General features: G+C 72.2%; 26 protein-coding genes. 14 read left to right on the top strand and 12 right to left on the bottom strand.

All coding sequences use genetic code 11. The annotated features are described in order from the left end of the window. Positions 1 to 4: 4 nt before the first annotated feature. From ABZ810_RS23570 to ABZ810_RS23600, 7 genes are all read left to right on the top strand, one after another. Positions 5 to 382, top strand: coding sequence for a hypothetical protein (locus ABZ810_RS23570; protein ID WP_358406422.1), 378 nt, complete (start codon positions 5 to 7; stop codon positions 380 to 382). After that, positions 379 to 1221 (top strand): TauD/TfdA family dioxygenase, encoded by an 843-nt coding sequence (locus ABZ810_RS23575; protein ID WP_358406424.1) that lies wholly within the window; start codon positions 379 to 381, stop codon positions 1219 to 1221. Before ABZ810_RS23570 ends, ABZ810_RS23575 begins: the two co-directional genes overlap by 4 nt. A 78-nt stretch (positions 1222 to 1299) precedes the next feature. Next, a complete protein-coding gene (locus tag ABZ810_RS23580) occupies positions 1300 to 2571 on the top strand; it encodes an aromatic ring-hydroxylating dioxygenase subunit alpha (protein WP_358406426.1) in 1272 nt (423 codons plus the stop codon). Between the two features lie 5 nt (positions 2572 to 2576). Beyond that, entirely contained in the window at positions 2577 to 2909 is a 333-nt protein-coding gene (locus ABZ810_RS23585; RefSeq protein ID WP_358406428.1) for a hypothetical protein, read from the top strand. Further along, positions 2906 to 4189, top strand: coding sequence for an amidohydrolase family protein (locus ABZ810_RS23590; RefSeq protein WP_358406430.1), 1284 nt, complete (start codon positions 2906 to 2908; stop codon positions 4187 to 4189). The genes ABZ810_RS23585 and ABZ810_RS23590 overlap by 4 nt, the downstream gene beginning before the upstream one ends. A gap of 31 nt (positions 4190 to 4220) precedes the next feature. Then, entirely contained in the window at positions 4221 to 4541 is a 321-nt protein-coding gene (locus tag ABZ810_RS23595; RefSeq protein WP_358406431.1) for a hypothetical protein, read from the top strand. A 26-nt stretch (positions 4542 to 4567) separates the two neighbouring features. After that, the gene (locus ABZ810_RS23600; protein WP_358406434.1) at positions 4568 to 6016 is read left to right on the top strand and encodes an aldehyde dehydrogenase; all 1449 of its coding nucleotides are present in this window, start codon (positions 4568 to 4570) and stop codon (positions 6014 to 6016) included. Positions 6017 to 6022: 6 nt separating this feature from the next. Here the strand turns inward: ABZ810_RS23600 and ABZ810_RS23605 are convergent, their stop codons facing one another. From ABZ810_RS23605 to ABZ810_RS23660, 12 genes are all read right to left on the bottom strand, one after another. Next, positions 6023 to 6625, bottom strand: coding sequence for a helix-turn-helix domain-containing protein (locus tag ABZ810_RS23605; protein ID WP_358406436.1), 603 nt, complete (start codon positions 6623 to 6625; stop codon positions 6023 to 6025). Positions 6626 to 6668: 43 nt separating this feature from the next. After that, complete coding sequence (locus ABZ810_RS23610) at positions 6669 to 8357, bottom strand: VWA domain-containing protein (protein ID WP_358406438.1); 1689 nt, start codon at positions 8355 to 8357, stop codon at positions 6669 to 6671. Continuing rightward, positions 8354 to 9181, bottom strand: coding sequence for a CbbQ/NirQ/NorQ/GpvN family protein (locus tag ABZ810_RS23615; RefSeq protein ID WP_358406440.1), 828 nt, complete (start codon positions 9179 to 9181; stop codon positions 8354 to 8356). The genes ABZ810_RS23610 and ABZ810_RS23615 overlap by 4 nt, the downstream gene beginning before the upstream one ends. After that, complete coding sequence (locus ABZ810_RS23620) at positions 9181 to 10356, bottom strand: spirocyclase AveC family protein (protein WP_358406443.1); 1176 nt, start codon at positions 10354 to 10356, stop codon at positions 9181 to 9183. Before ABZ810_RS23620 ends, ABZ810_RS23615 begins: the two co-directional genes overlap by 1 nt. Positions 10357 to 10516: 160 nt before the next feature. After that, complete coding sequence (locus ABZ810_RS23625; protein WP_358406445.1) at positions 10517 to 11353, bottom strand: mycofactocin-coupled SDR family oxidoreductase; 837 nt, start codon at positions 11351 to 11353, stop codon at positions 10517 to 10519. 4 nt (positions 11354 to 11357) lie between these two features. Beyond that, on the bottom strand, positions 11358 to 11843 hold the full coding sequence (locus tag ABZ810_RS23630; RefSeq protein WP_358406448.1) for a (2Fe-2S)-binding protein: 486 nt from the start codon (positions 11841 to 11843) through the stop codon (positions 11358 to 11360). Continuing rightward, positions 11836 to 12711 carry an FAD binding domain-containing protein gene (locus tag ABZ810_RS23635; RefSeq protein WP_358406449.1) on the bottom strand — a complete coding sequence of 292 codons (876 nt, stop codon included), beginning with the start codon at positions 12709 to 12711 and terminating at the stop codon, positions 11836 to 11838. Before ABZ810_RS23635 ends, ABZ810_RS23630 begins: the two co-directional genes overlap by 8 nt. After that, positions 12708 to 15047, bottom strand: a complete 2340-nt coding sequence (locus ABZ810_RS23640; RefSeq protein ID WP_358406452.1) for a xanthine dehydrogenase family protein molybdopterin-binding subunit — start codon at positions 15045 to 15047, stop codon at positions 12708 to 12710. Before ABZ810_RS23640 ends, ABZ810_RS23635 begins: the two co-directional genes overlap by 4 nt. A gap of 122 nt (positions 15048 to 15169) precedes the next feature. Then, positions 15170 to 16132, bottom strand: coding sequence for a catechol 2,3-dioxygenase (locus ABZ810_RS23645; protein ID WP_358406455.1), 963 nt, complete (start codon positions 16130 to 16132; stop codon positions 15170 to 15172). Continuing rightward, positions 16116 to 17240, bottom strand: a complete 1125-nt coding sequence (locus ABZ810_RS23650) for a 4-oxalomesaconate tautomerase (protein WP_358406456.1) — start codon at positions 17238 to 17240, stop codon at positions 16116 to 16118. Before ABZ810_RS23650 ends, ABZ810_RS23645 begins: the two co-directional genes overlap by 17 nt. After that, the gene (locus tag ABZ810_RS23655) at positions 17237 to 17935 is read right to left on the bottom strand and encodes a 4-carboxy-4-hydroxy-2-oxoadipate aldolase/oxaloacetate decarboxylase (protein WP_358406458.1); all 699 of its coding nucleotides are present in this window, start codon (positions 17933 to 17935) and stop codon (positions 17237 to 17239) included. The genes ABZ810_RS23650 and ABZ810_RS23655 overlap by 4 nt, the downstream gene beginning before the upstream one ends. Further along, complete coding sequence (locus ABZ810_RS23660; RefSeq protein WP_358406460.1) at positions 17932 to 18678, bottom strand: PIG-L deacetylase family protein; 747 nt, start codon at positions 18676 to 18678, stop codon at positions 17932 to 17934. The genes ABZ810_RS23655 and ABZ810_RS23660 overlap by 4 nt, the downstream gene beginning before the upstream one ends. Before the next feature lie 213 nt (positions 18679 to 18891). On the opposite strand from ABZ810_RS23660, the gene ABZ810_RS23665 reads away from it, so the two are divergent. The 7 genes from ABZ810_RS23665 to ABZ810_RS23695 all read left to right on the top strand — a co-directional run bounded on the left by ABZ810_RS23665 (position 18892) and on the right by ABZ810_RS23695 (position 24635). Next, the gene (locus ABZ810_RS23665; protein WP_358406462.1) at positions 18892 to 19857 is read left to right on the top strand and encodes an ABC transporter substrate-binding protein; all 966 of its coding nucleotides are present in this window, start codon (positions 18892 to 18894) and stop codon (positions 19855 to 19857) included. An 83-nt stretch (positions 19858 to 19940) separates the two neighbouring features. Then, positions 19941 to 20708 carry an ABC transporter permease gene (locus ABZ810_RS23670; protein ID WP_358407055.1) on the top strand — a complete coding sequence of 256 codons (768 nt, stop codon included), beginning with the start codon at positions 19941 to 19943 and terminating at the stop codon, positions 20706 to 20708. After that, the gene (locus ABZ810_RS23675; RefSeq protein ID WP_358406464.1) at positions 20705 to 21487 is read left to right on the top strand and encodes an ABC transporter permease subunit; all 783 of its coding nucleotides are present in this window, start codon (positions 20705 to 20707) and stop codon (positions 21485 to 21487) included. The genes ABZ810_RS23670 and ABZ810_RS23675 overlap by 4 nt, the downstream gene beginning before the upstream one ends. A 1-nt stretch (position 21488) precedes the next feature. Beyond that, complete coding sequence (locus ABZ810_RS23680) at positions 21489 to 22319, top strand: ABC transporter ATP-binding protein (protein WP_358406465.1); 831 nt, start codon at positions 21489 to 21491, stop codon at positions 22317 to 22319. 76 nt (positions 22320 to 22395) lie between these two features. Then, positions 22396 to 23055: a GntR family transcriptional regulator gene (locus ABZ810_RS23685; RefSeq protein WP_358406467.1), complete on the top strand. Its 660-nt coding sequence runs from the start codon at positions 22396 to 22398 to the stop codon at positions 23053 to 23055. Between the two features lie 108 nt (positions 23056 to 23163). Continuing rightward, positions 23164 to 24450, top strand: a complete 1287-nt coding sequence (locus ABZ810_RS23690; protein WP_358406469.1) for a cytochrome P450 — start codon at positions 23164 to 23166, stop codon at positions 24448 to 24450. Beyond that, entirely contained in the window at positions 24447 to 24635 is a 189-nt protein-coding gene (locus tag ABZ810_RS23695) for a ferredoxin (protein WP_358406471.1), read from the top strand. The genes ABZ810_RS23690 and ABZ810_RS23695 overlap by 4 nt, the downstream gene beginning before the upstream one ends. The last annotated feature ends 9 nt before the right edge of the window (positions 24636 to 24644 follow it).

Here is a 24644-nt window from a genome sequence, read left to right on the forward strand (position 1 = left end):
CGCCATGCCCGCCGCCCTGCCCCCCGACCTGCCCGCCGACGACCCGCGGACGGACGACCTGCTGCCCGCCGAGTTCGCCGAGTTCGAGCGTTTCGTCCGGACCTGGTCGCTCGAGACCGAGACCGAACGGTACGCGCGGCGCCTGGCCAGCTCGATGGCCGAGATGCAGGAGTTCTACGACGCCTTCTTCCCCCGGCTGGAAGAGGCGATCGCCTACTGCGACAAGTTCCCGCTCGACGACCTGCCCGAGGACGCCCTGCGGCTGCTCTGGCTCGTGTACTCGCTGGTGATGGTCGCCATGTCGATCGAGGTCTTCCAGCAGCCCAAGGCGACCGACGCCGCCGACGCCGAGCTCGAACGCGTGAAGGAGCCCGCCCCGTGACCGTGATCACCGTTGAGCGGCTCGGCCGCGGGGCCGGCGCCGAGATCCTCGGCGTCGACCGCGACCGGCTGATGACCGACGGCACCCTGCCCGGCGCGGTCATGGAGGCGCTGGAGGCGCACGGCGTGCTGGTGTTCCGGGACCTGGGCCTGGACCCCGAGACGCAGGTGGCGTTCTGCCGGAGACTCGGGGACGTCGACACCTCGCCCGGCCACCACCCGGTCGAGGGGATCTACCGGGTCAGCCTGGACACGTCCAAGAACTCCTCGGCCGGATACCTGCGCGCCACGTTCGACTGGCACATCGACGGCTGCACCCCGGCGGACGGCGCCTACCCGCAGAAGGCGACGATGCTCACCGCCCGCGCGGTGGCCGACAGCGGCGGCGAGACCGAGTTCGCCAGCACCTACGCCGCCTACGACGACCTCACCGACCGGGAGAGGGAACGGGTCGCCGCGCTGCGCGTCGTTCACTCGCTCGAAGCCTCGCAGCGCCTGGTGACGCCCGACCCCACGGCTGAGCAGCTGGCCGCCTGGCGCCGCCGCCCGGTCAAGGAGCACCCGCTCGTCTGGACGCACCGGTCGGGCCGCCGGTCGCTCGTGCTCGGCGCCTCCACCGACCACGTCGTGGGCATGCCGCCCGACGAGGGCCGCGCCCTGCTCGGCGACCTCCTCGGCCGGTGCACCGCGCCCGAACGTGTCTACCGGCACGAGTGGTCCGTCGGCGAGACGGTGATCTGGGACAACCGCGGCGTCATCCACCGCGCCGCCCCCTACGACCCGGCCTCGCCCCGCGAGATGCTCCGCACCACCGTGCTGGGCGACGAACCGATCCAGTAGCCCGGCGCCCCGACCCGGCCCCGGCCCTGATCCCGATCCGATCACCCGACCCCCATCACCCGTCCGAGGGAGGACGAGATGCCCCGTTGGCCCAAACCGCCCGAGGGTAGCTGGACCGAGCACTACCCCGAGCTGGGCACCGCGCCGATGTCGTACGACGATTCGATCTCTCCGGAGTTCTTTGAGCTGGAGCGGAAGGCGATCTTTGGTCGTGCCTGGTTGAACGTGGGGAGGGTGGAGCAGCTGCCGCGTTCGGGGAGTTATTTCACCAAGGAGATCCAGGCGGCCAGGACTTCGGTGGTGGTGGTGCGGGATGCCGGTGGTGAGGTGCGGGCGTTCCACAATGTCTGTCGTCATCGCGGTAACAAGCTGGTGTGGAACGACCTGCCGAAGGAGGAGACGTCGGGGTTCTGCCGGCAGTTCACCTGCAAGTATCACGGCTGGCGGTACGGCTTGGACGGGCGGTTGAACTTCGTCCAGCAGGAGGGCGAGTTCTTCGATCTGGACAAGAAGGACTTCGGGCTGGTCCCGGTGCACTGCGACGTGTGGGCGGGCTTCGTCTTCGTCAACCTGGCCAAGGAGCCCGAGCAGACCCTGCCCGAGTTCCTGGGCCCGATGATCACCAACCTGGACGGCTACCCGTTCGACAAGATGACCGAGCGCTGGTGCTACCGCTCCGAGGTCGGCGCCAACTGGAAGCTCTACATGGACGCGTTCCAGGAGTTCTACCACGCGGCCGTGCTGCACGGTTCGCAGGCGCCCGCCAAGTTCTCCGCCGCCGCCCAGCAGGCGGGATTCGAGGCGCCGCACTACCGCCTCGAGGGCCCGCACCGGCTGGTCAGCACCTCGGGCGTCGTGACGTGGGAACTGCCCAACGACATGCGCAAGCCGATGGAGGACATCACCCGCAGCGGCCTGTTCGGGCCGTGGGACGGGCCCGACCTCGGCATCGAGAAGATGCCCGTCGGCCTCAACCCCGCGGGCTGCGACCCCTGGGGGCTGGACTCCTTCCAGCTGTGGCCGAACTTCACGATCCTCATCTGGTCCGGCGGCTGGTACCTCACGTACCACTACTGGCCCACGACCTACAACACCCACGTCTTCGAGGGAAACCTGTACTTCATGCCGTCCCGGAACGCCCGCGAACGGCTCGCGCGCGAGATGGCCGCGGCCACGTTCAAGGAGTACGGCCTCCAGGACGCCAGCACGCTGGAGGCGACCCAGATGATGCTGGAGTCGCGCGCGGTGACCGAGTTCCCGCTCTGCGACCAGGAGATCCTCTGCCGCCACCTGCACAAGGTCGCGGCCGACTGGGTCGACGACCACCGACGAAGCCTCGCGGGAGGGTGAGCCCGATGACCACGCTGCTGCCCGGCGAGTTCGCCGAACTGGAGCCCTTCGCGCCGGGCTGGTGCCTGGCCACCGAGCCCGAACGGTACGCCAAGCGCCTGGCCAGCTCGATGGAGGAGATGCAGGCCTTCTACGACGCGATCACCAAGCGGGCCGAGGAGGCCATCGCCTACTGCGACCGGTTCCCGCTCGACGAGATGCCGGACGACGCGGTGAACGTGATGCGCCTCCTGTACTCGATGATCACCGTGTCGTTCCCGGTCGAGGTCTGGTCCCAGCAGTGGGTGCCCGACGCGGGCGCCGCCGCGCTGGACTGCGTCATCGAGCCGGGCCCGTGACGGACACGACCGTCCTGCGGGCGGCCCGCTGGGTCGACGTCGACGCCGGTCTCGTCCGTTCACCGGCGGTGATCGTGGTGGCGGGGGAGCAGGTCACCGCGGTGAACCCGGCCGAGCCTCCCGCCGCGGCGGCCGAGATCGACCTCGGCGACCTGACGTTGCTGCCGGGCCTCATGGACATGGAGATCAACCTGCTCATCGGCGGGCCGGAGAACCCGACCGGCCTGCCGAGCCCGCTGCACGGCGTGACCGACGACCCCGTCTACCGGACCCTGCGCGCCACGGTGAACGCCCGGACGACGCTGCTCGCCGGGTTCACCACCGTGCGCAACCTCGGGCTGATGGTGAAGACCGGCGGCTACCTGCTGGACGTCGACCTGGCCCGCGCCATCGACCAGGGCTGGGCCGCCGGGCCGCGCATCGTCGCGGCCGGGCACGCCATCACCCCGACCGGCGGTCACCTCGACCCGACCATGTTCCAGAGGCTCGCGCCGCACATCATGCCGCTCAGCGTCGAGGAGGGCATCGCCAACGGGGTCTCCGAGGTCCGCGCGGCCGTCCGCTACCAGATCAAGCACGGCGCCAGCGTCATCAAGATCTCCGCGTCCGGCGGGGTGATGTCGCACAGCACCGCCGCCGGCGCCCAGCAGTACTCCGACGAGGAACTCGCCGCCATCGTCGACGAGGCCCACCGGGCCGGCATCAGGGTCGCCGCGCACGCGCACGGCGACGCCGGGATCCGGGCGTGCGTCCGGGCCGGCGTCGACTGCATCGAGCACGGCTCGCTGGCCAGTGACGACACCATCCAGATGATGGTCGACCACGGCACGTTCCTCGTCCCCACCAGCTACCTGTCCGAAGGCCTGGACATCTCCAAGGCCCCGCCGGCGTTGCGGCGCAAGGCCGCCGAGGTGTTCCCGCGGGCCCGGCGCACCCTCGGCAAGGCCATCGCCGCCGGAGTGAGGATCGCCTGCGGCACCGACGCGCCCGCCATCCCGCACGGCGACAACGCCAAGGAGTTGTGGGCGCTCGTCGACCGCGGCATGACCCCGATCCAGGCGATCCGGGCGGCCACCGTGACCGCCGCCGAGCTCATCGGCGCCGACGACCGCGGCCGCCTGGCCCCGGGCCTGCTCGCCGACGTCATCGCCGTGCCCGGCGACCCCACCCGCGACATCACCCTCCTCCAGGACGTGCGGTTCGTCATGAAGGACGGCCGCGTCCACAAGACCCCCGCGCCCGCCGCCGAGCCCGCCGCCGAACCCGCTGTCACCGCCTGACCGCCTGACCACCGAGCACGGGAGCACACGCATGCCCAAGGGAATCCTGTACGTCGAGTCCCAGCCGAACTCGCCCGAGGAGGCCGAGGCCTTCCACACCTGGTACGAGGGCACCCACCTGAAGGAGGTGACGGCCATCGAGGGCGTGGTCTCCGCCCGGCGGTTCGCCGTCCTGGGCGACGACGGCCCGTTCATCGCGATCTACGAGCTCGACGCCGACGACCTCGCCGCCGTCCAGGCCAGGATCTCCGGGGCGTTCAAGGACGGGCGGATCTCGCCGCAGGTCGGCGTGCGCACCGATCCGCCGCCCAGGGTCATGTTCTGCCGCGAGACCGCGGTCTACGTCCCCTGACCCGCCGGCCATCGTCAGGAGCACCCGTGCGAGACCAGGAACACCTGTTCATCGGCGGCGCGTGGGCGCCGCCGAGCACCGGCGGGACGATCGAGGTGATCTCGCCGCACACCGAGAAGCCGATCGCCCGGGTCGCCGCGCCCGCCGAAGAGGACGCCGACCGGGCGGTCGCCGCCGCCCGGTCGGCCTTCGACGACGGGCCCTGGCCGCGCATGCCTCCCGCCGACCGCGTCGCCGCCGTCCGCGGGCTCGCCGATCTCTACGACGCCCGCCGCGAGGAGCTCGCCCAGCTGATCAGCGCGGAGATGGGCGCGCCGATCACCTTCGCGCGGTCCGCGCACGCCGCGCTGCCGGGCGTCATGATGCGGGCCTTCGCCGACCTCGCCGCCGCGCTGACGTGGGAGGAGGCCCGCCCCGGCGCCTTCGGCCGGGACGTCGTCGTGCGCAAGTCGCCCGTCGGCGTCGTCGCGGCGATCATTCCGTGGAACATGCCGGCCCTGCTCACGGTGATGAAGCTCGTTCCGGCCCTGCTCGCGGGTTGTCCCGTCGTCCTCAAGCCCTCGCCCGAGACGCCGCTGGACGCCTACCTGTTCGCCGGCCTCGTCGAGCAGGCCGGGCTGCCGCCGGGAGTGGTCAGCGTCCTGCCCGGCGACGGCCGGCTCGGCGCCCACCTGGTCGCCCATCCGGGCGTCGACCGGGTGTCCTTCACCGGCTCCACAGCCGTCGGCGCGCAGGTCGCCGCGGCCTGCGGCGCGAACCTGAAACGGGTGGGCCTGGAGCTCGGCGGCAAGTCCGCGGCCATCGTCCTGGACGACGCCGACCCCGCCACGGTCGCCGCCGGCGTCAAGGTCGCCGGCCTCATGAACAGCGGCCAGGCGTGCGTCGCCCAGACCCGCGTCCTGGTGCCGCGCGCCCGCCACGACGAGCACGTCGACGCCCTCACCGCGATGATGGAGGGCCTCGCCGTCGGCGACCCGGCCGACCCCGCCACCGACGTCGGCCCGCTCGTCAGCCGGCGCCAGCGGGAACGCGTCCTGGGCTACATCGACCTCGGCCGCAGCGAGGGTGCCCGCCTCACCACCGGCGGCACCGCCCTCCCCGAGGGCGTCGACCGCGGCTGGTACGTGCGGCCCACGCTGTTCGCCCACGCCGGCACCGCCATGCGCATCGCGCAGGAGGAGATCTTCGGCCCTGTCCTGACCGTCATCCCCTACGACGACGAGGACCACGCCGTCCGCCTCGCCGACGACACCCGCTACGGCCTGTCCGGCTCGGTCTGGACCCCCGACACCGACCGCGGCCTCGCCGTCGCCCGCCGCGTCCGCAGCGGCACCGTCGGCGTCAACCAGCCCTACACCATGGACCCCGCCGCGCCCTTCGGCGGCGTCAAGGACAGCGGCATCGGCCGGGAGCTCGGCCCCGAAGGCATCGAGGGCAACCTCGAGATCCAGTCCATCTCCGTCGCCGCGCCCTGACCCGGGTCAGGGGCGCTTGATCACCGACAGGTACATCTCGAGCATCGGCCGGTAGAGGTCGATGTCGTCGAGCCGGCTGCCCAGCACGACGGAGTCGCTGGTGGCGATGAGCACGTGCGCGAACGTCGACGCGGGGATCAGCAGCGTGCCGCCGATGCGGTCGATGCCCTCGTCGATGAACCTCGCCAGCGCCTCGGCGGCCTCCAGCCTCTTGGCCGCCACCCGTTCGCGGGCCTCGGGATTGCGGAGGAGGTACAGCGCGAACTCGTGGCTCAGCGCGGCGCGCTCGGCGCCGCGGTCATGGCTGAGCCGGCGCCACAGCTGCGCGACCTCGTCGAGCTCGCGCGCCCCCACCTCGGTCACCGCCGACACCACTTCGGCGAAGTTGTCGATGTAGCGGCGCCAGTGCCGGTCGCTGACGGCCAGGAAAAGGTCCTCTTTCGTGCCGAAGTGCTTGTAAATGGCGCCCTTGGTGAAACCCGCCGCGTAAGCGATGTCGTCGAGGGTCGCCTGCGCGAAGCCCTTTTCGGCGAAGACCTCCTCCGCGGCGTCCAGGAGCAGCGACCGGGTGTGATCGCGGCGCCGCTCCCTCGTCCAGCGTTCAACCATGTCGGCAATTATGCAGCACCGGTCTCCGCCCCCCGCCTCGTTCTCATCCCCGCCGCGGTCGCGGCGCGGAGAGCTGCCGCAGCGAGGACAGGAACAGCTCGTCCATGCGCGGGCTCAGATCGGAAAGGGCCGGGGCGCCGGCGTAGCCGGCGGACCCGAAGACCCGTTCCAGCGCGTCGCCCGTGGTGGCGGCGCCGATGGAAAGGCAGAGGCAGGCGACGCCGTCCGCGCGGAGTTCTTCGAGGGCCTTGAAAACGTCGGCTTCGGCGTAACGGCCTTCGTAGCCGTCGTCATAGGGAAACCCGTCCGAAAGGACGAGCAGCAGCCGATGCGGCGTGCCGGCCTCGGATTTGAGGATCTCGCCCGCGCCGCGGATGCCGGCGCCGAGGCGCGTGTAGCCGGACGGCTGGAGCCGGTTGAGGCGGGCCCGCCCGAGCGCGTCGAACCGCTGCCCGAACGTCTTGACCGCCGGCAGATGCACGGCGTGCCGGCCCTGCGACCGGAACGCGTAGACGGCCACGCGGTCGCCGAGCTCTTCGAGGGTGGCGGCCAGCGTCGCGGCGGCCCGCCGCTGGTGGTCGTGGACGGCGAGGCCGTCCGGGTCGGCGTCGGTGGCCGATCCGGAGGCGTCGAGCAGGATGAGGACGCCGAGGTTGCGGGCGAGGTTCCGCCGGTCGAGGTAGATGTTCTCGGGCGGCGAGTGGCCCGAGCGCACGTCCACGAACAGGTCGATGAGCGCCTCGATGTCGATCTCGTCGCCGTCGGGACGGCCGCGCAGCACCCTGGGGCCGAGGCCGACCCTCGACAGGCGCCGCCGGAGCACGTCGTCGTGCGGGACGCCGGCGGCGGTAACGTCGGCGGCGGCGGTCAGCGGGAAGTCGATGACCCGGCACCACTCGGGCCGGTACCGGCCGTGGTGCACGTCCCACTCGGGGTGGAGCGCGCCGCCCACGCCGATGGCGGCGCCGGGCCTGCCGTCGTCGGTGAAACGGATGGGGGTGGGGAGCAGCCGCGCGTGTTCGCCGACCCGGTAGGTCCGGCGCACGGAGCGGACCCGCGCCTCCGTGCCGGCGGCGCCGTCCCCCGAGGTCGCCCGCGAGCCGCCGAGCAGCTTGCGGAAGTAGTCCGCGAGCGTCCGCGAGGTGAACAGCGGATTCTCGAACAGCTTGAGGATGCTGCTCGGCCCGGACCCTTCCTGGTCGCCGTCGTCCTCGGCCTCGGGCAGGTCGATGGGGTCGAACTCCAGCCGCAGCTCCTTGTCGGTGGCCCGAGCGCCCGGACCGGCGGGGGGCGCCATCAGCCGGGAGGGCCTGATGGCGCCGAACCAGTCCGGCGGGTCGGTGACCTTCGCCCGGCCCCTGGCCAGGCCAAGCGACTCGCCGGCGGTCGTGCTCCTCGGCTCCCCGTCCGGGCGGAGCGCGGCCGCGAGGGGCAACCGCACGGCGAGCTCGGCGAGCACCCGGTGGCCTTCGAGCGCCAGGTAGCGGCGCGCCACCGAGGGCCGTGCCCAGAGGGCCCTGGTCCAGCGCCGGTCCAGGCTCCCCGCACCGAGCAGGGCGCTCTGGACCAGCGTCTCGCGGCGTTGCCGGTCGGCGGAACCGCCGGCCGACACGAAGACGACCCGGCCGTTCGTGTGAGCGGGCTCGCCGTCCGGCGCCTCGGCGACGTCGAGGGACGTGCCCGCGACCAGCGTGGCGAGGAGCCGGAACCGGCCGGGGTCGGATGCGGTCATGTCCGGGGGAGGACGGCGTCGGCGAGCTCGCCCAGGGCGCGGACGACGTCCGGATCGTCGGAGAGGACCTGGACGACGGCCGACTGGACGGCCGTGCGCAGGGCCAGCCCCTGCGCGACGAGCGCGCCGGCGAGGATCAGCATCCGCGTGGAGGACACCTCGCGCAGCGGCGAGCCGTCCAGGTTCCGGATGGCGTTCCCGAGCCCGACCAGGGCCTCCGCCGTTCCGGCGTCGACCCCGGCCTCGTGCGCGACCACCTGCGTCTCGATCTCGGCGGGCGGGAAGCCGAGCTCGATGGCGACGAACCGCTGCCGGGTCGACTCCTTGATGTTCTTCAGGACGCTCTGGTAGCCGGGGTTGTAGGAGATCACCAGCTGGAATCCGGGCGCCGCCCGCAACGTCGTGCCGAGCCGGTCGAGGGCCAGCTCGCGGCGGTGGTCGGCGAGCGGATGGATGACCACGACGGTGTCCTGGCGCGCCTCCACCACCTCGTCCAGGTAGCAGATGGCGCCCTCGCGCACGGCCCGGGTCAGCGGCCCGTCCACCCAGACCGTCTCCCCGCCCTTGAGCAGGAACCGGCCGACCAGGTCCGCCGACGTCATGTCCTCGTGACCCGCGACCGTGATCAGGTCGCGGCCGAGCTCGTGCGCCATGGCCTCCACGAAGCGGGTCTTGCCGCATCCGGTCGGGCCCTTCAGCAGTACCGGCAGGCCTCCGCCCGCAGCCGCGCGGAAGACCTCCGTCTCGTCGCCGACCGCCCGGTAGAACGGACCCTCCGCGGCGGAGGGGGCAGGGTGGACGGTCGTGGTCCGATCGGTCAGCATCAGCGGCCCTTCTCGAACGGGACGATCGTCGGCAGGTCCCGGCCGTCCGGCGGGACGACCTCGCCGTCCGGCCCGATGGTGGCCGAGCCGGGGCCGGGAATCGGCAGGGCGGGGTCGGGGCACAGCCGGCCCGTCCCGTCGCCGCAGATGCCGCTCATGAAGTACGAGCGCTTCTGGATGTCCTCGGGCCAGGGGTCGGCGTTCATGGCGAACCACTGGACGGGCACGTTGTAGAAGACGAAGAAGAGCGCGCTGGACGCCGCGAAGATCGCCAGGAAGCGGGTGACCTGGAGCTTCACGAAACCGCCCTGGACGCGCTCCAGCCCGCGCTCCACGACGGTGCGGCCGCGGTCGTCGGTGAAGTAGCGCAGCGCGCACAGGCCGGCCTGGACGCCGCCCCACATGAGCCCTTCGTAGATCGGCCACTGGTAGTAGTGGCCGGCGTTGATCGACAGGGACTGGATCGCGCCGGGGTAGGTGAACAGCCCCATCGGCATGAGGAACAGGCCCTCCATGACGAAGTCGAAGAAGAACGTCCAGACCGCCACGACCGCGATCAGGCCGAGGTTGCTGATCCCGGGCCAGCGCGCCTTGACCTTCCGCATGACCCAGCAGCCGAGGATCGTGCACAGGAGGACCCCGTAGGAGTAGCCCGGCGCGTTCATCAGCAGCGGTTCCGCCATCATCGCGCCGGGTTCCCCGAACGACCGCCAGCCCGGGATGTCCTGGGTCCAGGAGCCCATGTTCCAGAGCCAGCTGTTGTAGGTGCACCAGGTGTTGAAGTAGTTCAGCAGCGGGTCCTGGAAGAACAGCAGGCCGAAGGACACCAGGAGCATCCCGTCGAGCGTGATCCGCCGTTCCCGCCGCCAGGGCCTGATGATGAAGTAGTAGATCCCGATCGGGAGGCCCAGCATGGTCACGGCGGTCCACGTGACGAGGACGACCTTCATCAGCGTCGGTGGATCGCTGGGCCCGGTGGGCACCCGTTCGAAGTGCGGCCCGGTGGCCCAGCGGATCCACACGTAGAGCTGGAGGATCAGGATCGCGCCGCCGACGACGGCCCAGATCCGGACGGGCTTGCCCGGGGGGCGGGCCTGGTCTTCCAGCGAGGCGGTGTCGAGCGTTTCGGTGACGACGGGCGCTTTGGCCTTGTCCGGTTCCGGCTGTCCGCTCACGGCACGGTCTCCTTCTGAGTCGTCCCCGTTCAGAATCCAGCTAGATACAAAGATACTCTTCGGTATCTGAGAGGGAAAGCGGTATCCAGGGCCCTTTCTCAACGAGAGGCGACGCCTGAGAAGGAGACCTGGGAGTGCCGGCGGCCGCCCGGTCAGGCCATTACTTGATCATGGCCCCGGCGTCGATCGGCAGCGGAACGCCGGTGATGTAGCGGCTCTCCTCCGACACCAGGAAGAGCACCGCGTTGCTGATGTCCTCCGGCTCGACCCACGGGACCGGGAGCGCCTGCATCATCTGCGAGATCGGCGCCATGTCCGCCTGGGTCGGCTCCTCCAGGTCCGGCCGGAACATGCGATAGGTCATGTCGTTCATCAGCATCGGGGTGTTGACCTGCGTGGGGTGGATGGAGTTGACCCGGATGTTGTGCTGGGCCAGCTCCACCGCCATGCTGCGCATCAGCCCGACCACGCCGTGCTTGGCGGCGACGTAGTTGGCGATGTTCGGGTGGGCCTTCAGGCCGCCGACCGAGCTGGTCAGCACGATCGAGCCGCCGCGCCCGCCCTCGATGACGTGCGGGATCGAGGCCTTGCCGGTGAGCCAGACCCCGGTCAGGTTGACGTCGATCGAGTCGCGCCACAGGTTCTCGTCCATCTTCTCCACGGCGTCGCCGTCGGCGGCGAGGCCGGCGTTGGCGATGACGATGTCGAGGCGGCCGAACCGGGACACCCCGTCGTCGACCGCGGCCTTGAGCGACTCGTAGTCGCGCACGTCGGCCTGCGCGGCGACGATGCGGCGGCCCGTGGCCTCGACCAGGGCGACGGTCTCGTCGAGGTCGTCGGGGGTGGACATCGGGATGGGCACGCTGTCGAGCTGCTTGCAGATGTCGATGGCGATGATGTCCGCGCCCTCCTGCGCCAGCCGCACCGCGTGGGAGCGGCCCTGGCCCCGGGCCGCACCGGTGATGAAGGCGACCTTGCCCTCGACTCGTCCTGGCATCGCGTTACCTCTTTCCTGAAGGGTGGGTGCGTGCGGCGGCGCGGACGGCCGCGATGATCCCCTGGTAACCGGTGCAGCGGCACAGGTTCCCGGAGAGTCCGGTCCTGATCTCGTCGTCGGTGGGGTCGGGGTTGTCCCGCAGGAACGCGGTGACCGAGGTGATGAGGCCGGGCGTGCAGAAGCCGCACTGGAGCCCGTGGTGATCGCGGAAGGCGGCCTGGATCGGGGACAGGTCGCCGCCCGGTTCCGCGATGCCCTCGACGGTGGTGATCCGCGTGCCGTCGGCCTGCACGGCGAACATCAGGCAGGCCCGGACGGCCTCACCGTCCACGAGGATCGTGCACGCGCCGCACACTCCGTGCTCGCAGCCCAGGTGCGTGCCGGTGAGCCCGCACCGTTCGCGCAGGAAGTCGGCGAGCGTGAGCCGGGGCGCCACGGTCGCGCGCCACGCCCGGTCGTTCACCGTCAGCCGGATCTCGATGTCAGGCATGTGCGGCCTCCTGGACGGCGCGGTGCCAGGCGCGCGCCACGACGGCGGCGCCGATGTGCCTGCGGTAACCGGCGGACGCGTGCAGGTCGGCGGGAACCGACTCCAGCTCCGCCATCGCCGTGCGGCCGACGTCCTCGGGCGTGACGTCGCCACTGGGGGAGCCCGTCGCCGCGGCCTCGGCGGCCGTGGCGCGCAGCGGCGTCGAGCCGAGGCCGAACAGGCCGATCCCGCACCGCGAGACGCACGATCCGGCGTCCAGCTCGACGGCGACGGCGGCGCCCGCGACGGCGAAGTCGCCCGAACGCCGGGTGAACTCCTCGATCGCGAAGCCGCACCGGCCGCTCCACACGGGGAAGACCGCGCCGGTGAGGAGCTCGTCCGGCTCCAGGTCGGTGCTGTAGACGCCGGTGGAGAACTCGGTGGCGGGCACGGTCCGCGCGCCGCGCGGCGACAACGTCTCGAACCGCGCGTCCAGCGCCACCGCCACCGCCGGGTACTCCGCGGCGGCGTCGGCGTGGGCGAGCGAGCCGCCCAGCGTGCCGCGGTTGCGGATCTGGAAGTGCCCGATCAGGGGGGTGGCGCGGGCCAGCAGCGGGACCGCGCGGGCCACGGCGGCCGAACGTTCGATCGTGCGCTGCGTCGTGGTGGCGCCGATCCACACCGAGTCGCCGCGTTCCTCGATGCCGCGCAGACCCTCCGCCCGGCCCAGGTCGACCAGGTGCTCGGGGAGGGCCAGCCGCAGGGCGAGCATCGGCATCAGGCTCTGCCCGCCCGCGATGGGCCGGGCCTCGTCGCCGAGCTCGGCCAGCAGCGCGACGGCCTCGTCGGCGTCGCCGGGCGCGTGGTAGTCGAACGCCGCCGGCTTCACCGGGGCACCGCCGTCCGGGCGCCGCCGTCGACGAGCGCGACGATCGCCTCCGGCGTCAGCGGCAGCCGCGTGATCTCCACCCCGAACGGCGCGAGCGCGTCGGCGACCGCGTTCGCCACGGCGGGCGGCGTCCCGATCGCGCCGCCCTCGCCGACGCCCTTGTAACCGCCGGGCCCGGGCGCGAGCGTCTCGATGTGCCCGTACTCGATGTCGGGCACCTCGGAGGCGGTGGGCAGCAGGTAGTCCATGAACGTCGAGGTGATGGGATTGCCGTCCGCGTCGTAGGCGAGGTGCTCGTACAGGACCCCGCCGATGCCCTGGACGGTGCCGCCCGCGATCTGGCCCTCCACCACGCTCGGGTTGATCATCGGGCCGCAGTCCTCGCTGACGATGTGGCGCAGCAACGTCACCCGCCCCGTCACGACGTCCACCTCGCAGGTGCACACGTGCGTCGCGTTCGCCCAGATGATCGGGCTCTCCGCGCGGTACCTGCCGCTGGCCTCCAGCCCGGGAGGCACGCCCGGCGGCAGCTGCTCGGGGTGGAAGTAGGCGATCTCGGCCAGCTCCGACACCGCGACGCCGACCGACGGGACCCCGCGCACGCGGGCCTGGCCGCCGCCCAGCTCGATGTCCTCGACGGCCGCCTCCAGCCGGTGGGCGGCGATCGCCACGAGCCGCTCGCGCAGCACCGACGCCGTCTCGGCCACGGCGCCCGCCGTCATCGAGCCCGACCGGCTGCCGCCCGAGCCGCCGCCGAACGGGGTGATCGCCGTGTCGCCCTGGATGGTGCTGACGTCGGCGATGTCCACGCCGAGCGCGTCGGCGGTCAGCTGGACGACGGTGGTCTCGATGCTGTTGCCGCTGGAGCCGCCCGAGACGTACACGTTGACCGTGCCGGACGGCTCGATGCGGATCGTCGCGCCCTCGGTCCCGTACAACGGCATCGCGGCGGTGGTCGGCTCGACGTACGTGCACGTCCCCACGCCGAGGTGGCGCCCCTCCTCGCGCGCGGCCCGCTGCTCGTCGCGGAAGGCGTCGTAGTCCAGCATCTTGAGCGCCTGCTCGAACGTCTCCAGCGGGGTGACGTCGCTGTAGGGCATGCCGGTGGGGTTGACGTACGGGAGCTCGTCACGCCGGAGCAGGTTGCGGCGGCGCAGCTCCACCGGGTCCATCCCCATCCGGCGCGCGGCGGTGTCCAGGAGCAGCTCGCGGGCCACCGACTCGAACTGCCACGGCCCCCGGTAGGCGGCGCGGCCGACGGTGTTGGAGAAGACCGAGGTCGTGGAGAACGTCCCCGCCGGAACGCGGTAGGGCCCGGGGAACAACATGCCGACCGCGGCGGCCGTGCCCACCGGCCAGGGCACCGGGTAGGCGCCGACGTCCTGCACGTGGTCGATCGCCGCGGCGAGGAGCGCTCCGTCGGCGTCGAAGGCGAGCCGCGCCTCGCCGTGCTCGTGCCGCGACATCCCGGCCGCCTGGAGGTTCTCGCGGCGGTCCTCGATCCACTTGAGAGCGCCCGGCAGCTTCGGCGCGGCGAGCATCACGCACATGTCCTCGCGCTGCGGAACGACCTTCTGCCCGAAACCGCCGCCGGTGTCGCGCATGACGACCCGGACCCGGTGCTCGGGCAGCCCCAGCAGGCGGGCGCAGAACAGCCGCACCTCGTGCGGCGACTGGGTGGCCGCCCAGATCGTCAGCTCGCCGGCCGACCACTCCGCCACGATCCCGCGCGTCTCCATGGGCACCGGCGCGTACGCCTGCTGGTAGACGGTCTCGTGCACCACCCACGCCGCCTCCTCGAAGACGGGCGCGAGGTCGGCCAGGGGAGCGCCACCGAGATCGCCCGCGACGTTGCGCGGATAGGCGGCGTGCACCAGCTCGTCCGACTCCCGCGCGGTGACGTAGTCGACGACCGGCGGCAGCGGCTCGTAGTCGACCGCGACCAGCTCGGCGGCGTCCTCGGCGACGTAACGGTCCGCGGCCACCACCAGGGCCACCGGGTCGCCGACGAACCGCACCTCGCCCTCGGCGAGCGGCGGCCGCGGGGTGTCGGGGACGTCGCGGCCGATGAGGGTGTACCACTGCTCGTGCACGCCGGGGTTGAGGTCGTCCGCGACGAAGATCGCGTGAACGCCCTCGACGGCCAGCGCCCCGGACAGGTCGATGCCCGCGATCCGCGCGCGGGCCAGCGGGCTGCGGACGAAGCAGCCGTGGAACATGCCGGGCCGCACCACGTCGTCCACGAAGGTGCCGTGACCCGTCAGCAGCCGCGGGTCCTCCACCCGCGCGACGCGGGTGCCGGCGTATCGGGCGGCGGCCGTTCTCAGTCCGTCCACGGGGGCCTCCCCGGACCATCCGAACCCATGCTGGGCGCCTGCTCAGCAATGCTGAGCACATGCTTAGCACGCGTTCCAGAGGGTGGTCAAGGTCACACCGGGGAGGTCCCCGCCGGGCTCGGTCAGGCGGAGGAGGCGTCCTCCAGCGGGGGAGTGCCGTGGGTGTGGAACGACTCGATCGTCTGGAGGCCCCAGGCCTGCCCCTTGGCACGTTCGGCCTCGGTCCAGGTCACGGTCTTCCAGTCGGGGGCCAGGACGAGGCGCGCGCACGGGTTGCACAGCTCGACGCGGTTGCCTCCGGGTTCGTACACGTAGAGGAAGAACGTCTGCTGGATCGCGTGCTTGTGCGGGCCGGTCTCGATGAAGACGCCCTTGTCCAGGAAGATGTCGGCGGCGCGGAGGATGTCCTCGCGGGTGTCGGTGGCGAACGCGATGTGGTGCAGGCGGCCGCGGCTGCCCGTCCGGTCGCGGGTGTAGACCAGGTCGTAGGACTTGTTGGTGAACGTCGTCCAGCCGCCCGCGATCGTGCCGTCGTCCAGCCTGATCCGCTCGGTGACGTGCCCGCCCAGGACGCCGGTGACGAAGTCGACGTTCGGCTCCACCTCGGCGCCGAGGAAGTTGACGTGGTCGAGGCGGCGGACGCAGACGCCCCGGGCGGGATAGGCCTGGGCCTGGTTCTTCAGCGACGGCGCCAGCTCCGGCGGCGCCTGGTACCACTCGCTCTCCCAGTAGATCTCCAGCTCGTGCCCGTCGGGGTCGGTGAAGACGTAGGTGGGGCCGATGCCCGGGTCGCCGTCCCGCCAGCCGACGCCGAGCCCGGCCCGCTCGACCGATGCGACCAGCCGGTCGAGCGCCTCCTGGCCCGACGTGCGCAGGCCGGTGCGGCGGATGCCGGAGGTGCGGTGCGCGGTGAGCTTGAGCGTGTGGTGCTCGTAGTCGTCCCACGTGCGCAGGTAGACCGAGTCGCCGTCGGTGCCGTTCTCGGTCAGCCCCATGACCTCGGTGAAGAACCACAGGCTCTCCTCGGGGCGCGGGGTGAGCAGCTCGACGTGGCCGACGTGCGCGATCTCATGGGCGAGGGCCATCGGGGCCTCCTTGCGGGTCTGCGGGACGGGGAACACCGGCGGGACGGGGGAACACCGTGCCGTCGAAGAGCTTGCGGGCCGTGCGGACGACGCCGGCCGTGCGGATCGAGGTGCCGTCGAACTCGACCCGGACGTCCAGCCGCCCGGCGGGATGCTCGACGCCCATCGCCTCGCCCGGCGGGGGGAGCCGGGCGAGGTCGTGGCCGACCGCGCCGTCCATGAGCACGGCGGTGGCGACGCTGACCGCGCCGAGCACGCCGATCGAGGCGTGGACGCGCAGCGGGATGAACGTCCGGGTGCAGATCAGGCCGCCGTCGCGCGGCGGGGCGACGAGCGTGGTCTTCGGCACCGAGGCGCCGGCGACGTCGCCGAGGCCCATGAGCGCGCCGGCCTGGAGGCGGAGCGACTGGACACGTTCGCGCAGCCGCTCGTCGGCGGCGAGGCCGGGCACGGACTCGTAGCCGGTGACGCCCAGGTCGCCCGCGGCGGCGACCACGACCGGCATCCCGTTGTCGACGCAGGTGACCTCGACGCCGTCGACGACGTCGCGGACGTTGCCGGTCGGCAGGAGCGCGCCGGTGGCCGAGCCCGCGGTGTCCTCGAAGGCCAGGTCGACCGGGGCGGCGGTGCCGGGCACGCCGGAGATCGCGGTGGCCCCGCCGTAGCCGGCGGCGCGGCCGGGCGTGGGGAAGGTCGCGGTCGCGACGCCGCCGGAGTTGACCATGCGGATGCGCACGCTCGTGCGGTCGCGGCCCGCGCGCACCAGGCCGCGCTCGACGGCGAACGGCCCGACGCCGGCGAGCAGGTTGCCGCAGTTCTGCCGGTCGGAGACCGTCGGTTCGTCCACGCCGAGCTGGAGGAACAGGTAGTCGACGTCGACGCCGGGACGTTCCGAGGGGGAGACCACCGCGACCTTGCTGGTGAGCGGATGGGCGCCGCCGATACCGTCGATCTGCCGGGGGTCGGGCGTGCCCATGATCCGCAGCAGCAGGTCGTCACGTTCGGCCGGGTCGTCGGGCAGGTCCGGGGCGAGGAAGTAGGCGCCCTTCGAGGTGCCGCCCCGCATCAGCATGCAGGGCACGCCGCCGTCGGGCGTCCGGCCGTTCACGGCTCGTCGCGTTCGTCGTAGGGGACGTACTCGATGCCCATGCCGGGCAGCCGCTCGCGCAGGCCGTACCGGTCCAGCCCGAGCTCGCCCGCACGGAACGCCGCGCGCGTCGCCTCCTCCTTGGCGGCGCGCGCCCCGGCCGCCTCGACCGCAGCCGCGAGCCCGGTGCGGGGAACGCACAGGACGCCGTCGTCGTCGGCGAGGATCGCGTCGCCCGGCCGGACGACCTGCCCGCCGATGGTCACCGGGACGTTCACCGCGCCGGGCGTGGCCTTCACCGTGCCCTGCGCGCTGACGGCGGCGGACCACACGGGGAAGCCCATCGCGCCCAGCTCGGCGACGTCCCGGACGCCCGCGTCGATCACCAGGCCGCGCACGCCGCGGTGCTGGAGCGCGGTGGCGAACAGCTCGCCGAACATCCCGTCGGTCGACGGCGAGGTGGTCGCGACGACCAGCAGGTCGCCGGGCCGGCACTGCTCGACCGCGACATGGATCATCAGGTTGTCGCCCGGCCAGGACAGGACCGTCACCGCCGTGCCGGCGACCCGGTGGCCGAGGTGGACGGGACGGAGCCGAGGGCCGAGGTAGCCGGTCCGGCCCATCGCCTCGTGGACGGTGGCGACCCCGTGCCTTGCCAGGGCGTCGACCTGCCGGGCGTCCGCGCGGGGCGGGCCCGTCACGACCACCGTCCTCATGACAGGACCCCGGTGGTCTGCGGGTAGAGCCGGACGTACGCCTCGGCCATCGTGGCGTGCGCGAGGCCGAGGTTGGGGCCCGCGTTGCGCTTGAGCTGGACGCCGCGCCGCCTGGCCAGGTCGGTGTAGTAGTCCCACATGTGCCGCTGCGCGGGCAGGCGCTCCATCGCCCGCCGCTTACGTTCGAAGACCGGCGTGATGTCGAGCAGGACGTTCGGCTTGAAGTCGCACTGCTCGGGCTGGTGCGGCTCGAAGAAGAACACCGGGGGAGCGCCGAGCGGCTCGCCCGGCGCGTCGTAGCCGGCGGCCTGCGCCAGGACCCGCGCCTGCAAAGCCATGCGGGCCGCGGCGGGGTGGTCGCCGTTGTACGGGTCGGCGAGCGGGTGGGTCAGCACGACGGCCGGCGCGACGTCGCGGTACACGCGGACGAGCCGGTCGACCAGCTCGGGCGACTCGATCAGCGGGTAGTCGCCGGCGTCCAGGAACTCGATCTCCGCGCCCAGCTCGGCGGCCGCCGCCTCGGCCTCGGCGCGGCGGAGCAGCTTGATCTCGTCGAGGTCCCGGCCCTCGCGCCAGGCGCGGGCGGACTCGCCGCGTTCCCCGAAGCTCAGGCACACCACCTTCGCCGGATCGCCGCGCTCGGTGGCGAGCGCGATCGCGCCGGCCGCGCGCCAGACGAAGTCGCCGGCGTGCGCGCTGACGACCAGCAGCGGACCTGCGGTGGACCCGGTCTCCGTACTCATCGAACCCCTTTCATCCACTTTCACCACCGAACCTCCCCGTGGTCCTGGCATGGTGCAAGGCCTCAAGCAAAATTGTCAACAATCTTGGCGACGATTCTGTCCGCAGAAATTGTTGACAATCGTGTCGGTGGATTCCTGGCATCGCCACCCACCGGCGGGACGACCGGCGCAGTTCCCCTTCTCACCCCTCCGACCGACGTCCTGGAGAGCACCGTGATCAGACTCCGCGCGGCCCTGGCCGCCGCCTCCTCCTCCGCCGTCCTGCTCCTCGCCGCGTGCGGGGGAGGGCAGGGCTCCTCGGACGCGTCCGGCGACGGCCCCACCTCGGTGAAGGTCAGCGTCATCCCGATCGTCGACGTGGCCCCGATCTACCTCGGGAACCGGCAGGGCTTCTTCGCCGAGCAGGGGCTGAAGCTGGAACTGGTGACCGCCCAGGGCGGCGCCGCGATCGTGCCCGCCGTCGTCAGCGGCCAGGTCGACTTCGGCTTCAGCAACTTCACGTCGCTGATCCTCGCCCGCTCCAAGGGCCTGCCGCTCAAGGTCGTCGCGCCCGGAGCGGGCTCGACCGGGGTCGGCGGCAAGGACTTCGGCGGCGTGGTCGTCAAGGCGGGCAGCCCGCTGAAGTCGGCCGGGGACCTCGCCGGCAAGCGTGTCGCGGTCAACACCCTCAACAACATCAACGACACCACGGTGCGCGCCTCGATCCGCGCCGCCGGAGGGGACGGCAAGGCCGTCAAGTTCACCGAGCTGGCGTTCCCGGACATGCTCGCCGCGCTGGACAAGGGCAACGTCGACGCCGTCCAGGTCGTCGAGCCGTTCCTCACCACGGCGCTGAAGAACGGCGGGCGGCTGGTCGCGTCCAACTACGTCGACACCGCTCCCGGCCTGACCATCGCGGGCTACTTCACCTCGCAGCAGACCGCCGGCGCCAAGCCCGACCTGGTGAAGCGGTTCGCGGCGGCGATGCAGAAGTCGCTGAAGTACTCCGGCGACCATCCCGACGAGGTCCGGAAGGTGCTGGGCACGTACACCAAGATCGACCCGGCGCTGACCGGCTCGCTCACCCTGCCGACCTACCCCGCGCAGGTCAACGCGGCGTCGCTGAAGACCCTGGCGGACCTCGCCGTGCAGGACGGGCTCATCAAGACGGCACCCGACACCAAGGACCTGCTTCCGTGACGGCGGCGTCGCCGGCGAGCGTCACCGGCTCCGGCCGGGGCGCCGCCGGCCCCGGTCCCGGCGGCGGCGCCGGGCGGCGGCCGGTGCCCGGCTGGGCGCTCGGCCTCACCGGCCTCGCCGCGCTGATGGCGGTCGTGGAGCTGGCGCCCCGGGCGGGGCTGGTCCAGGAACGTTTCCTGCCGCCGTTCAGCAGGATGCTCTCGGCGCTCGCCGACCAGGCGGGGACGCCGGAGTTCTGGCGGGCCCTGCTGGAGACGCTGCGGGGCTGGGCGCTCGGCCTGGCCATCGCGATGGCCGCGGGCGTGCTGCTGGGCATCGTGATCGGCGCCGTGCCGCCGCTGCGCGCCGTGACGACCTCGACGATCGAGTTCCTGCGCCCGATCCCCTCGGTGGCGCTGATCCCGCTGGCCGTGCTGCTGTACGGCACCCAGCTGCGCGCGACGCTCCTGCTGGTCGTCTACGCCTCGTTCTGGCAGGTGCTCGTGCAGGTCCTGTACGGCGTGCGGGACGTGGACCCGGTCGCCCGCGAGACCGCGCGCTCGTACCGCTTCGGCCCGCTGGCGCAGGTGCGCACGGTGGTCTGGCCGACGGCATTGCCGTACGTGATGACCGGGTTCCGGCTCGGCGCGTCCGTCGCGCTGATCCTGGAGATCACCGGCGAGCTCGTCATCGGCTCGCCGGGGCTCGGCCGGCAGATCGCCGTCGCGCAGACCTCCGGCGCGGTCGCGGCCATGTACGCGCTGGTCATCGTGGTCGGCCTGATCGGCGTCACGGTCAACGTCATCGCCCGCGCCACCGAACGCCGGGTGTTGCGGTGGCATCCCTCGATCCGCGGGGAGGCGATCGCGTGAACGTCCTGAACCTCGTGCGGCGGACCCTGCTGCTGGTGACGCCGCCCGCGCTGCTGGTCGCCGCGTGGTGGGCGGCGACCGCCGGGAGCACCGACTTCTTCTGGCCGCCGCTGAGCTCGATCCTGGGCACGTTCGGCGAGACCTGGTTCGAGGGCCGGTTCACCTCCGACGTGCTGCCCAGCCTGGGCAGGCTCGGCGCCGGCTACCTGCTGGCGCTGGTGCTCGGCGTGGGCCTCGGCGTCGCGATCGGCTCCGTGCGGGTGCTCCGCGCGCTGCTGGAGCCGGTCCTGGAGTTCTTCCGGGCCATCCCGCCGCCGGTCCTGGTGCCCATCCTGATGTTGTTCGCCGGCATCGGCACCGGGATGAAGGTGCTGGTGATCGCCTCCGGCTGCGTCTGGCCGATCCTGCTCAACACGGTGGAGGGCGTGCGCGCGCTGGACGAGGTGCTCCGCGACACCGCCCGCGCCTACCGGATGGGGCCCCGGTCGCGGCTCGTCCACCTGGTGCTGCGGGGCGCGAGCCCGCAGATCGCCGCCGGTGCGCGGCAGGCGCTGTCCATCGGGATCATCCTGATGGTGATCAGCGAGATGTTCGCCGCGAGCAACGGCCTGGGCTTCACCATCATCCAGTTCCAGCGCGGCTTCTCCATCCCCCAGATGTGGAGCGGGATCCTCCTGCTCGGGCTGATCGGCATCGTCCTGTCGGCCGCCTTCCAGGTCGTCGAGGCCCGGATGCTCAGCTGGTACACCGGCCTGCGACGTTCACGGCGAGAGGGTTGACATGACCACCGAACAGATCCCCTCCGCGGGCGCGTCCACCGCGCTGCTGGACGTCCGCGGGCTGAAGAAGGTCTACGCGGGCGGTGGCGGCCGTAGCGTCGAGGCCGTCCGCGACCTGACCTTCAGCGTCGGGAAGGGCGAGTTCGTCTGCATCGTCGGGCCGTCCGGCGCGGGCAAGACGACCCTGCTCAAGTGCGTCGCCGGTCTTCTGGGCTCCACCTCCGGCGAGGTGGTCCTCGAAGGGGAGCGGGTGACCGAGCCGCCCCGCGGCATGGCCGTCGTCTTCCAGGAGTACGGCCGCAGCCTGTTCCCGTGGATGACCGTCTGGCAGAACGTCGAACGGCCGCTGAAGGAGAAGAAGGTCCCCAAGCCCGAGCGGCGGCGGCTCGTGAGCGAGGCCCTGGAGGCCGTGGGACTCTCCGAGGTCCACGGCGCCCACCCCTGGCAGCTGTCGGGAGGCATGCAGCAGCGCGTGGCGATCGCTCGCGCGGTCGCCTACGAGCCGCACATCCTGCTGATGGACGAGCCGTTCGCCGCCGTCGACGCCCAGACCCGCGCCGACCTGGAGGACCTGGTCCGCTCCCTGTGGAAACGCCTCGGCGTCACGGTCCTGTTCGTCACGCACGACATCGACGAGTCGGTCTACCTGGGCGAGCGCGTCATCGTCCTGTCGAACACGCCGACGGTCGTCCTGGAGGAGGTCGCCATCGACCTGCCGGGCGAGCGCGACCAGCTCGGCACCCGGTCCGAGCCGCGCTTCGGCGAGCTGCGCGCCCGGATCTACACGCTCGTCCAGCGCGCCAAGGAAGGCGGCCGCGCGGTGGAACGGTGAACGAAACGGGCCGGGATTGCTGGCAGAGTTGGGGCGGGCGGACGCCCAGCCGTACGGGTGAGCACAGCGAGGAAGCATGCCAGCGCACGATCAGACCACGGAGACACGTGAGGACTCGGAGCGGCCGGACGTCGCGGCCGCGATCCGCGAGGCGATCGCCCGCGGCGACTTCGCGCCCAACCAGCGCCTGGTCGAGGCGGACCTGTCCGAGCTCTTCGGCGCCAGCCGCAGCGGCGTCCGCGCCGCCCTGTTCGAGCTGACCAACGAGGGCCTGGTCGAACGTGTCCAGAACCGCGGCGCCCGCGTCCGCGCGGTCACCCTGGACGAGGCGATCGAGATCTCCGAGGTCCGCATGGTCGTCGAGGGGCTGTGCGCGGCCAAGGCCGCCGAACGTGTCTCCGACGAGGAGATCGCCGAGCTGCGCGCGCTGGGCGCCGCCATGCGCGCCGCGGTCGGCGACGGTCACGTCCTGGAGTACTCCGAGCTCAACAAGGTGCTGCACCGGCGGATCGTCGAGATCAGCGGCCAGGACACCGCCGGCGAGGTGCTCCAGCGGCTGCGCGCGCAGAACGTCCGCCACCAGTTCCGGCTCGCGCTGGTGCCCGGCCGCCCGAACGTGTCCCTCGCCGAGCACCTGGCCATCATCGACGCGATCTGCGATCACGCCCCCGAGGCCGCCGAACGCGCCGCGCGCCGCCACCTCGTCAGCGTCATCGAGGCCCTCAAGGCCGTCTGACGCGGCGAGGCTCCGGAAAGCCGCCCGGTGTTGACGAGCGCGTCCAGCATGTGGAAATCTCCTACTCATCCACGAGAATGGCATTCTCGTCGAGAGGAGCGGGCGACGGTGGACGACTTCGAGTCGGTGGACTTCTTCCGGGGCGACGAGCTGGTGGCCGATCCGTATCCGTACTTCGACGCCCTGCGCGCGCGATGCCCCGTGCAGCGCGAGGGGCATCACGGCGTGATGATGGTGACCGGGTACGACGAGGCGGTCGAGGTGTTCCACGACTCCGGGACGTTCTCGTCGTGCAACTCGGTGACCGGCCCGTTTCCCGGGTTCCCCGTCCCGCTCGAAGGCGACGACGTGTCCGGGCTGATCGAGGAGCACCGCGACAAGCTCCCCATGAGCGACCAGCTGCCCACGCTCGACCCGCCCACGCACACCGACCACCGCGCGCTCATGATGCGCCTCATCACGCCGAAACGGCTGCGCGAGAACGAGGCGGAGATGGGCCGGATCGCCGACCTCCTGCTCGACGATTTCCTCGCCCCCGGCGAGGGCGAGCTCATCAGCGGCTTCGCCGGCCCGTTCACGCTCCTCATCATCGCAGACCTGCTCGGCGTCCCCGACGAGGACCGCGAGGAGTTCATGCGCAGGCTCCAGCGGCGGCCGCAGAGCGCCGGCGTCGGTGCCACCAAGGACACGATGGCCCACAGCCCGCTGGAATACCTGTACGCGCGCTTCACCGCCTACATCGAGGACCGCCGCCGCGAGCCCCGCGACGACGTCCTGACCGGCCTGGCCCTCGCGACCTTCCCCGACGGCTCGATCCCCGACGTCATGGACGTGGCGCGGGTCGCCTCCAACGTGTTCTCCGCCGGCCAGGAGACCACCGTCCGGCTCCTCAGCAACGGCCTGCGGATCATGGCGGAGGACCCCGAGGTCCAGCGGCTCCTGCGCGAGGACCGGGACCTGGTCCCCAACTTCATCGAGGAGACCCTGCGCCTGGAGAGCCCGATCAAGGGCGACTTCCGGCTGTCGCGCACCCCGACCACGGTCGGCGGCGTCAAGGTCCCCGCGGGCACGACGATGATGGTCCTCAACGGCGCGGCCAACCGCGACCCCCGCCATTTCGACGACCCCGGCACGTTCGACGTCGCCCGCCGCAACGCCCGCCACCACCTGGCGTTCGGCCGCGGGATCCACACCTGCCCGGGCGCGCCGCTGGCCCGCGCCGAGGCCCGCACCTGCATCGAGCGGCTGCTCGACCGCACCACCGACATCCGCCTCTCCGAGCGCGCCCACGGCCCGGCCGGCGACCGCAGCTTCAGCTACCTGCCGACCTACATCCTGCGCGGCCTGACCGAACTCCACCTGGAGTTCGACCTCGCCGACGGGGCCGCCTCGTGAGAGCGGCCGTCGACGAGGACCGCTGCCGGGGCCACGGCGTCTGCCTCACGATCTGCCCCGAGGTCTTCGACCTGACCGACGACGGCTACGCCGAGGCGATCGTCCCCCAGGTCCCGCCCGAGTTGGAGGACGCCGTCCTGAAGGCCGTCCGCAGCTGCCCCGAACGCGCCATCAGCGCGGACTGACCCACGAGC

The organism is Spirillospora sp. NPDC047279, from assembly GCF_040643285.1.
Lineage (GTDB): Bacteria > Actinomycetota > Actinomycetes > Streptosporangiales > Streptosporangiaceae > Spirillospora.

Coding starts and splice junctions, on each gene's coding strand:
- ABZ810_RS23585 (WP_358406428.1), top strand. CDS start 2,577: ATGACCACGCTGCTGCCCGGCGAGTTCGCCGAACTGGAGCCCTTCGCG.
- ABZ810_RS23615 (WP_358406440.1), bottom strand. CDS start 9,181: ATGCTGACCGATCGGACCACGACCGTCCACCCTGCCCCCTCCGCCGCG.
- ABZ810_RS23580 (WP_358406426.1), top strand. CDS start 1,300: ATGCCCCGTTGGCCCAAACCGCCCGAGGGTAGCTGGACCGAGCACTAC.
- ABZ810_RS23630 (WP_358406448.1), bottom strand. CDS start 11,843: ATGCCTGACATCGAGATCCGGCTGACGGTGAACGACCGGGCGTGGCGC.
- ABZ810_RS23680 (WP_358406465.1), top strand. CDS start 21,489: ATGACCACCGAACAGATCCCCTCCGCGGGCGCGTCCACCGCGCTGCTG.
- ABZ810_RS23605 (WP_358406436.1), bottom strand. CDS start 6,625: ATGGTTGAACGCTGGACGAGGGAGCGGCGCCGCGATCACACCCGGTCG.
- ABZ810_RS23595 (WP_358406431.1), top strand. CDS start 4,221: ATGCCCAAGGGAATCCTGTACGTCGAGTCCCAGCCGAACTCGCCCGAG.
- ABZ810_RS23625 (WP_358406445.1), bottom strand. CDS start 11,353: ATGCCAGGACGAGTCGAGGGCAAGGTCGCCTTCATCACCGGTGCGGCC.
- ABZ810_RS23570 (WP_358406422.1), top strand. CDS start 5: ATGCCCGCCGCCCTGCCCCCCGACCTGCCCGCCGACGACCCGCGGACG.
- ABZ810_RS23655 (WP_358406458.1), bottom strand. CDS start 17,935: ATGAGGACGGTGGTCGTGACGGGCCCGCCCCGCGCGGACGCCCGGCAG.
- ABZ810_RS23660 (WP_358406460.1), bottom strand. CDS start 18,678: ATGAGTACGGAGACCGGGTCCACCGCAGGTCCGCTGCTGGTCGTCAGC.
- ABZ810_RS23645 (WP_358406455.1), bottom strand. CDS start 16,132: ATGGCCCTCGCCCATGAGATCGCGCACGTCGGCCACGTCGAGCTGCTC.
- ABZ810_RS23610 (WP_358406438.1), bottom strand. CDS start 8,357: ATGACCGCATCCGACCCCGGCCGGTTCCGGCTCCTCGCCACGCTGGTC.
- ABZ810_RS23685 (WP_358406467.1), top strand. CDS start 22,396: ATGCCAGCGCACGATCAGACCACGGAGACACGTGAGGACTCGGAGCGG.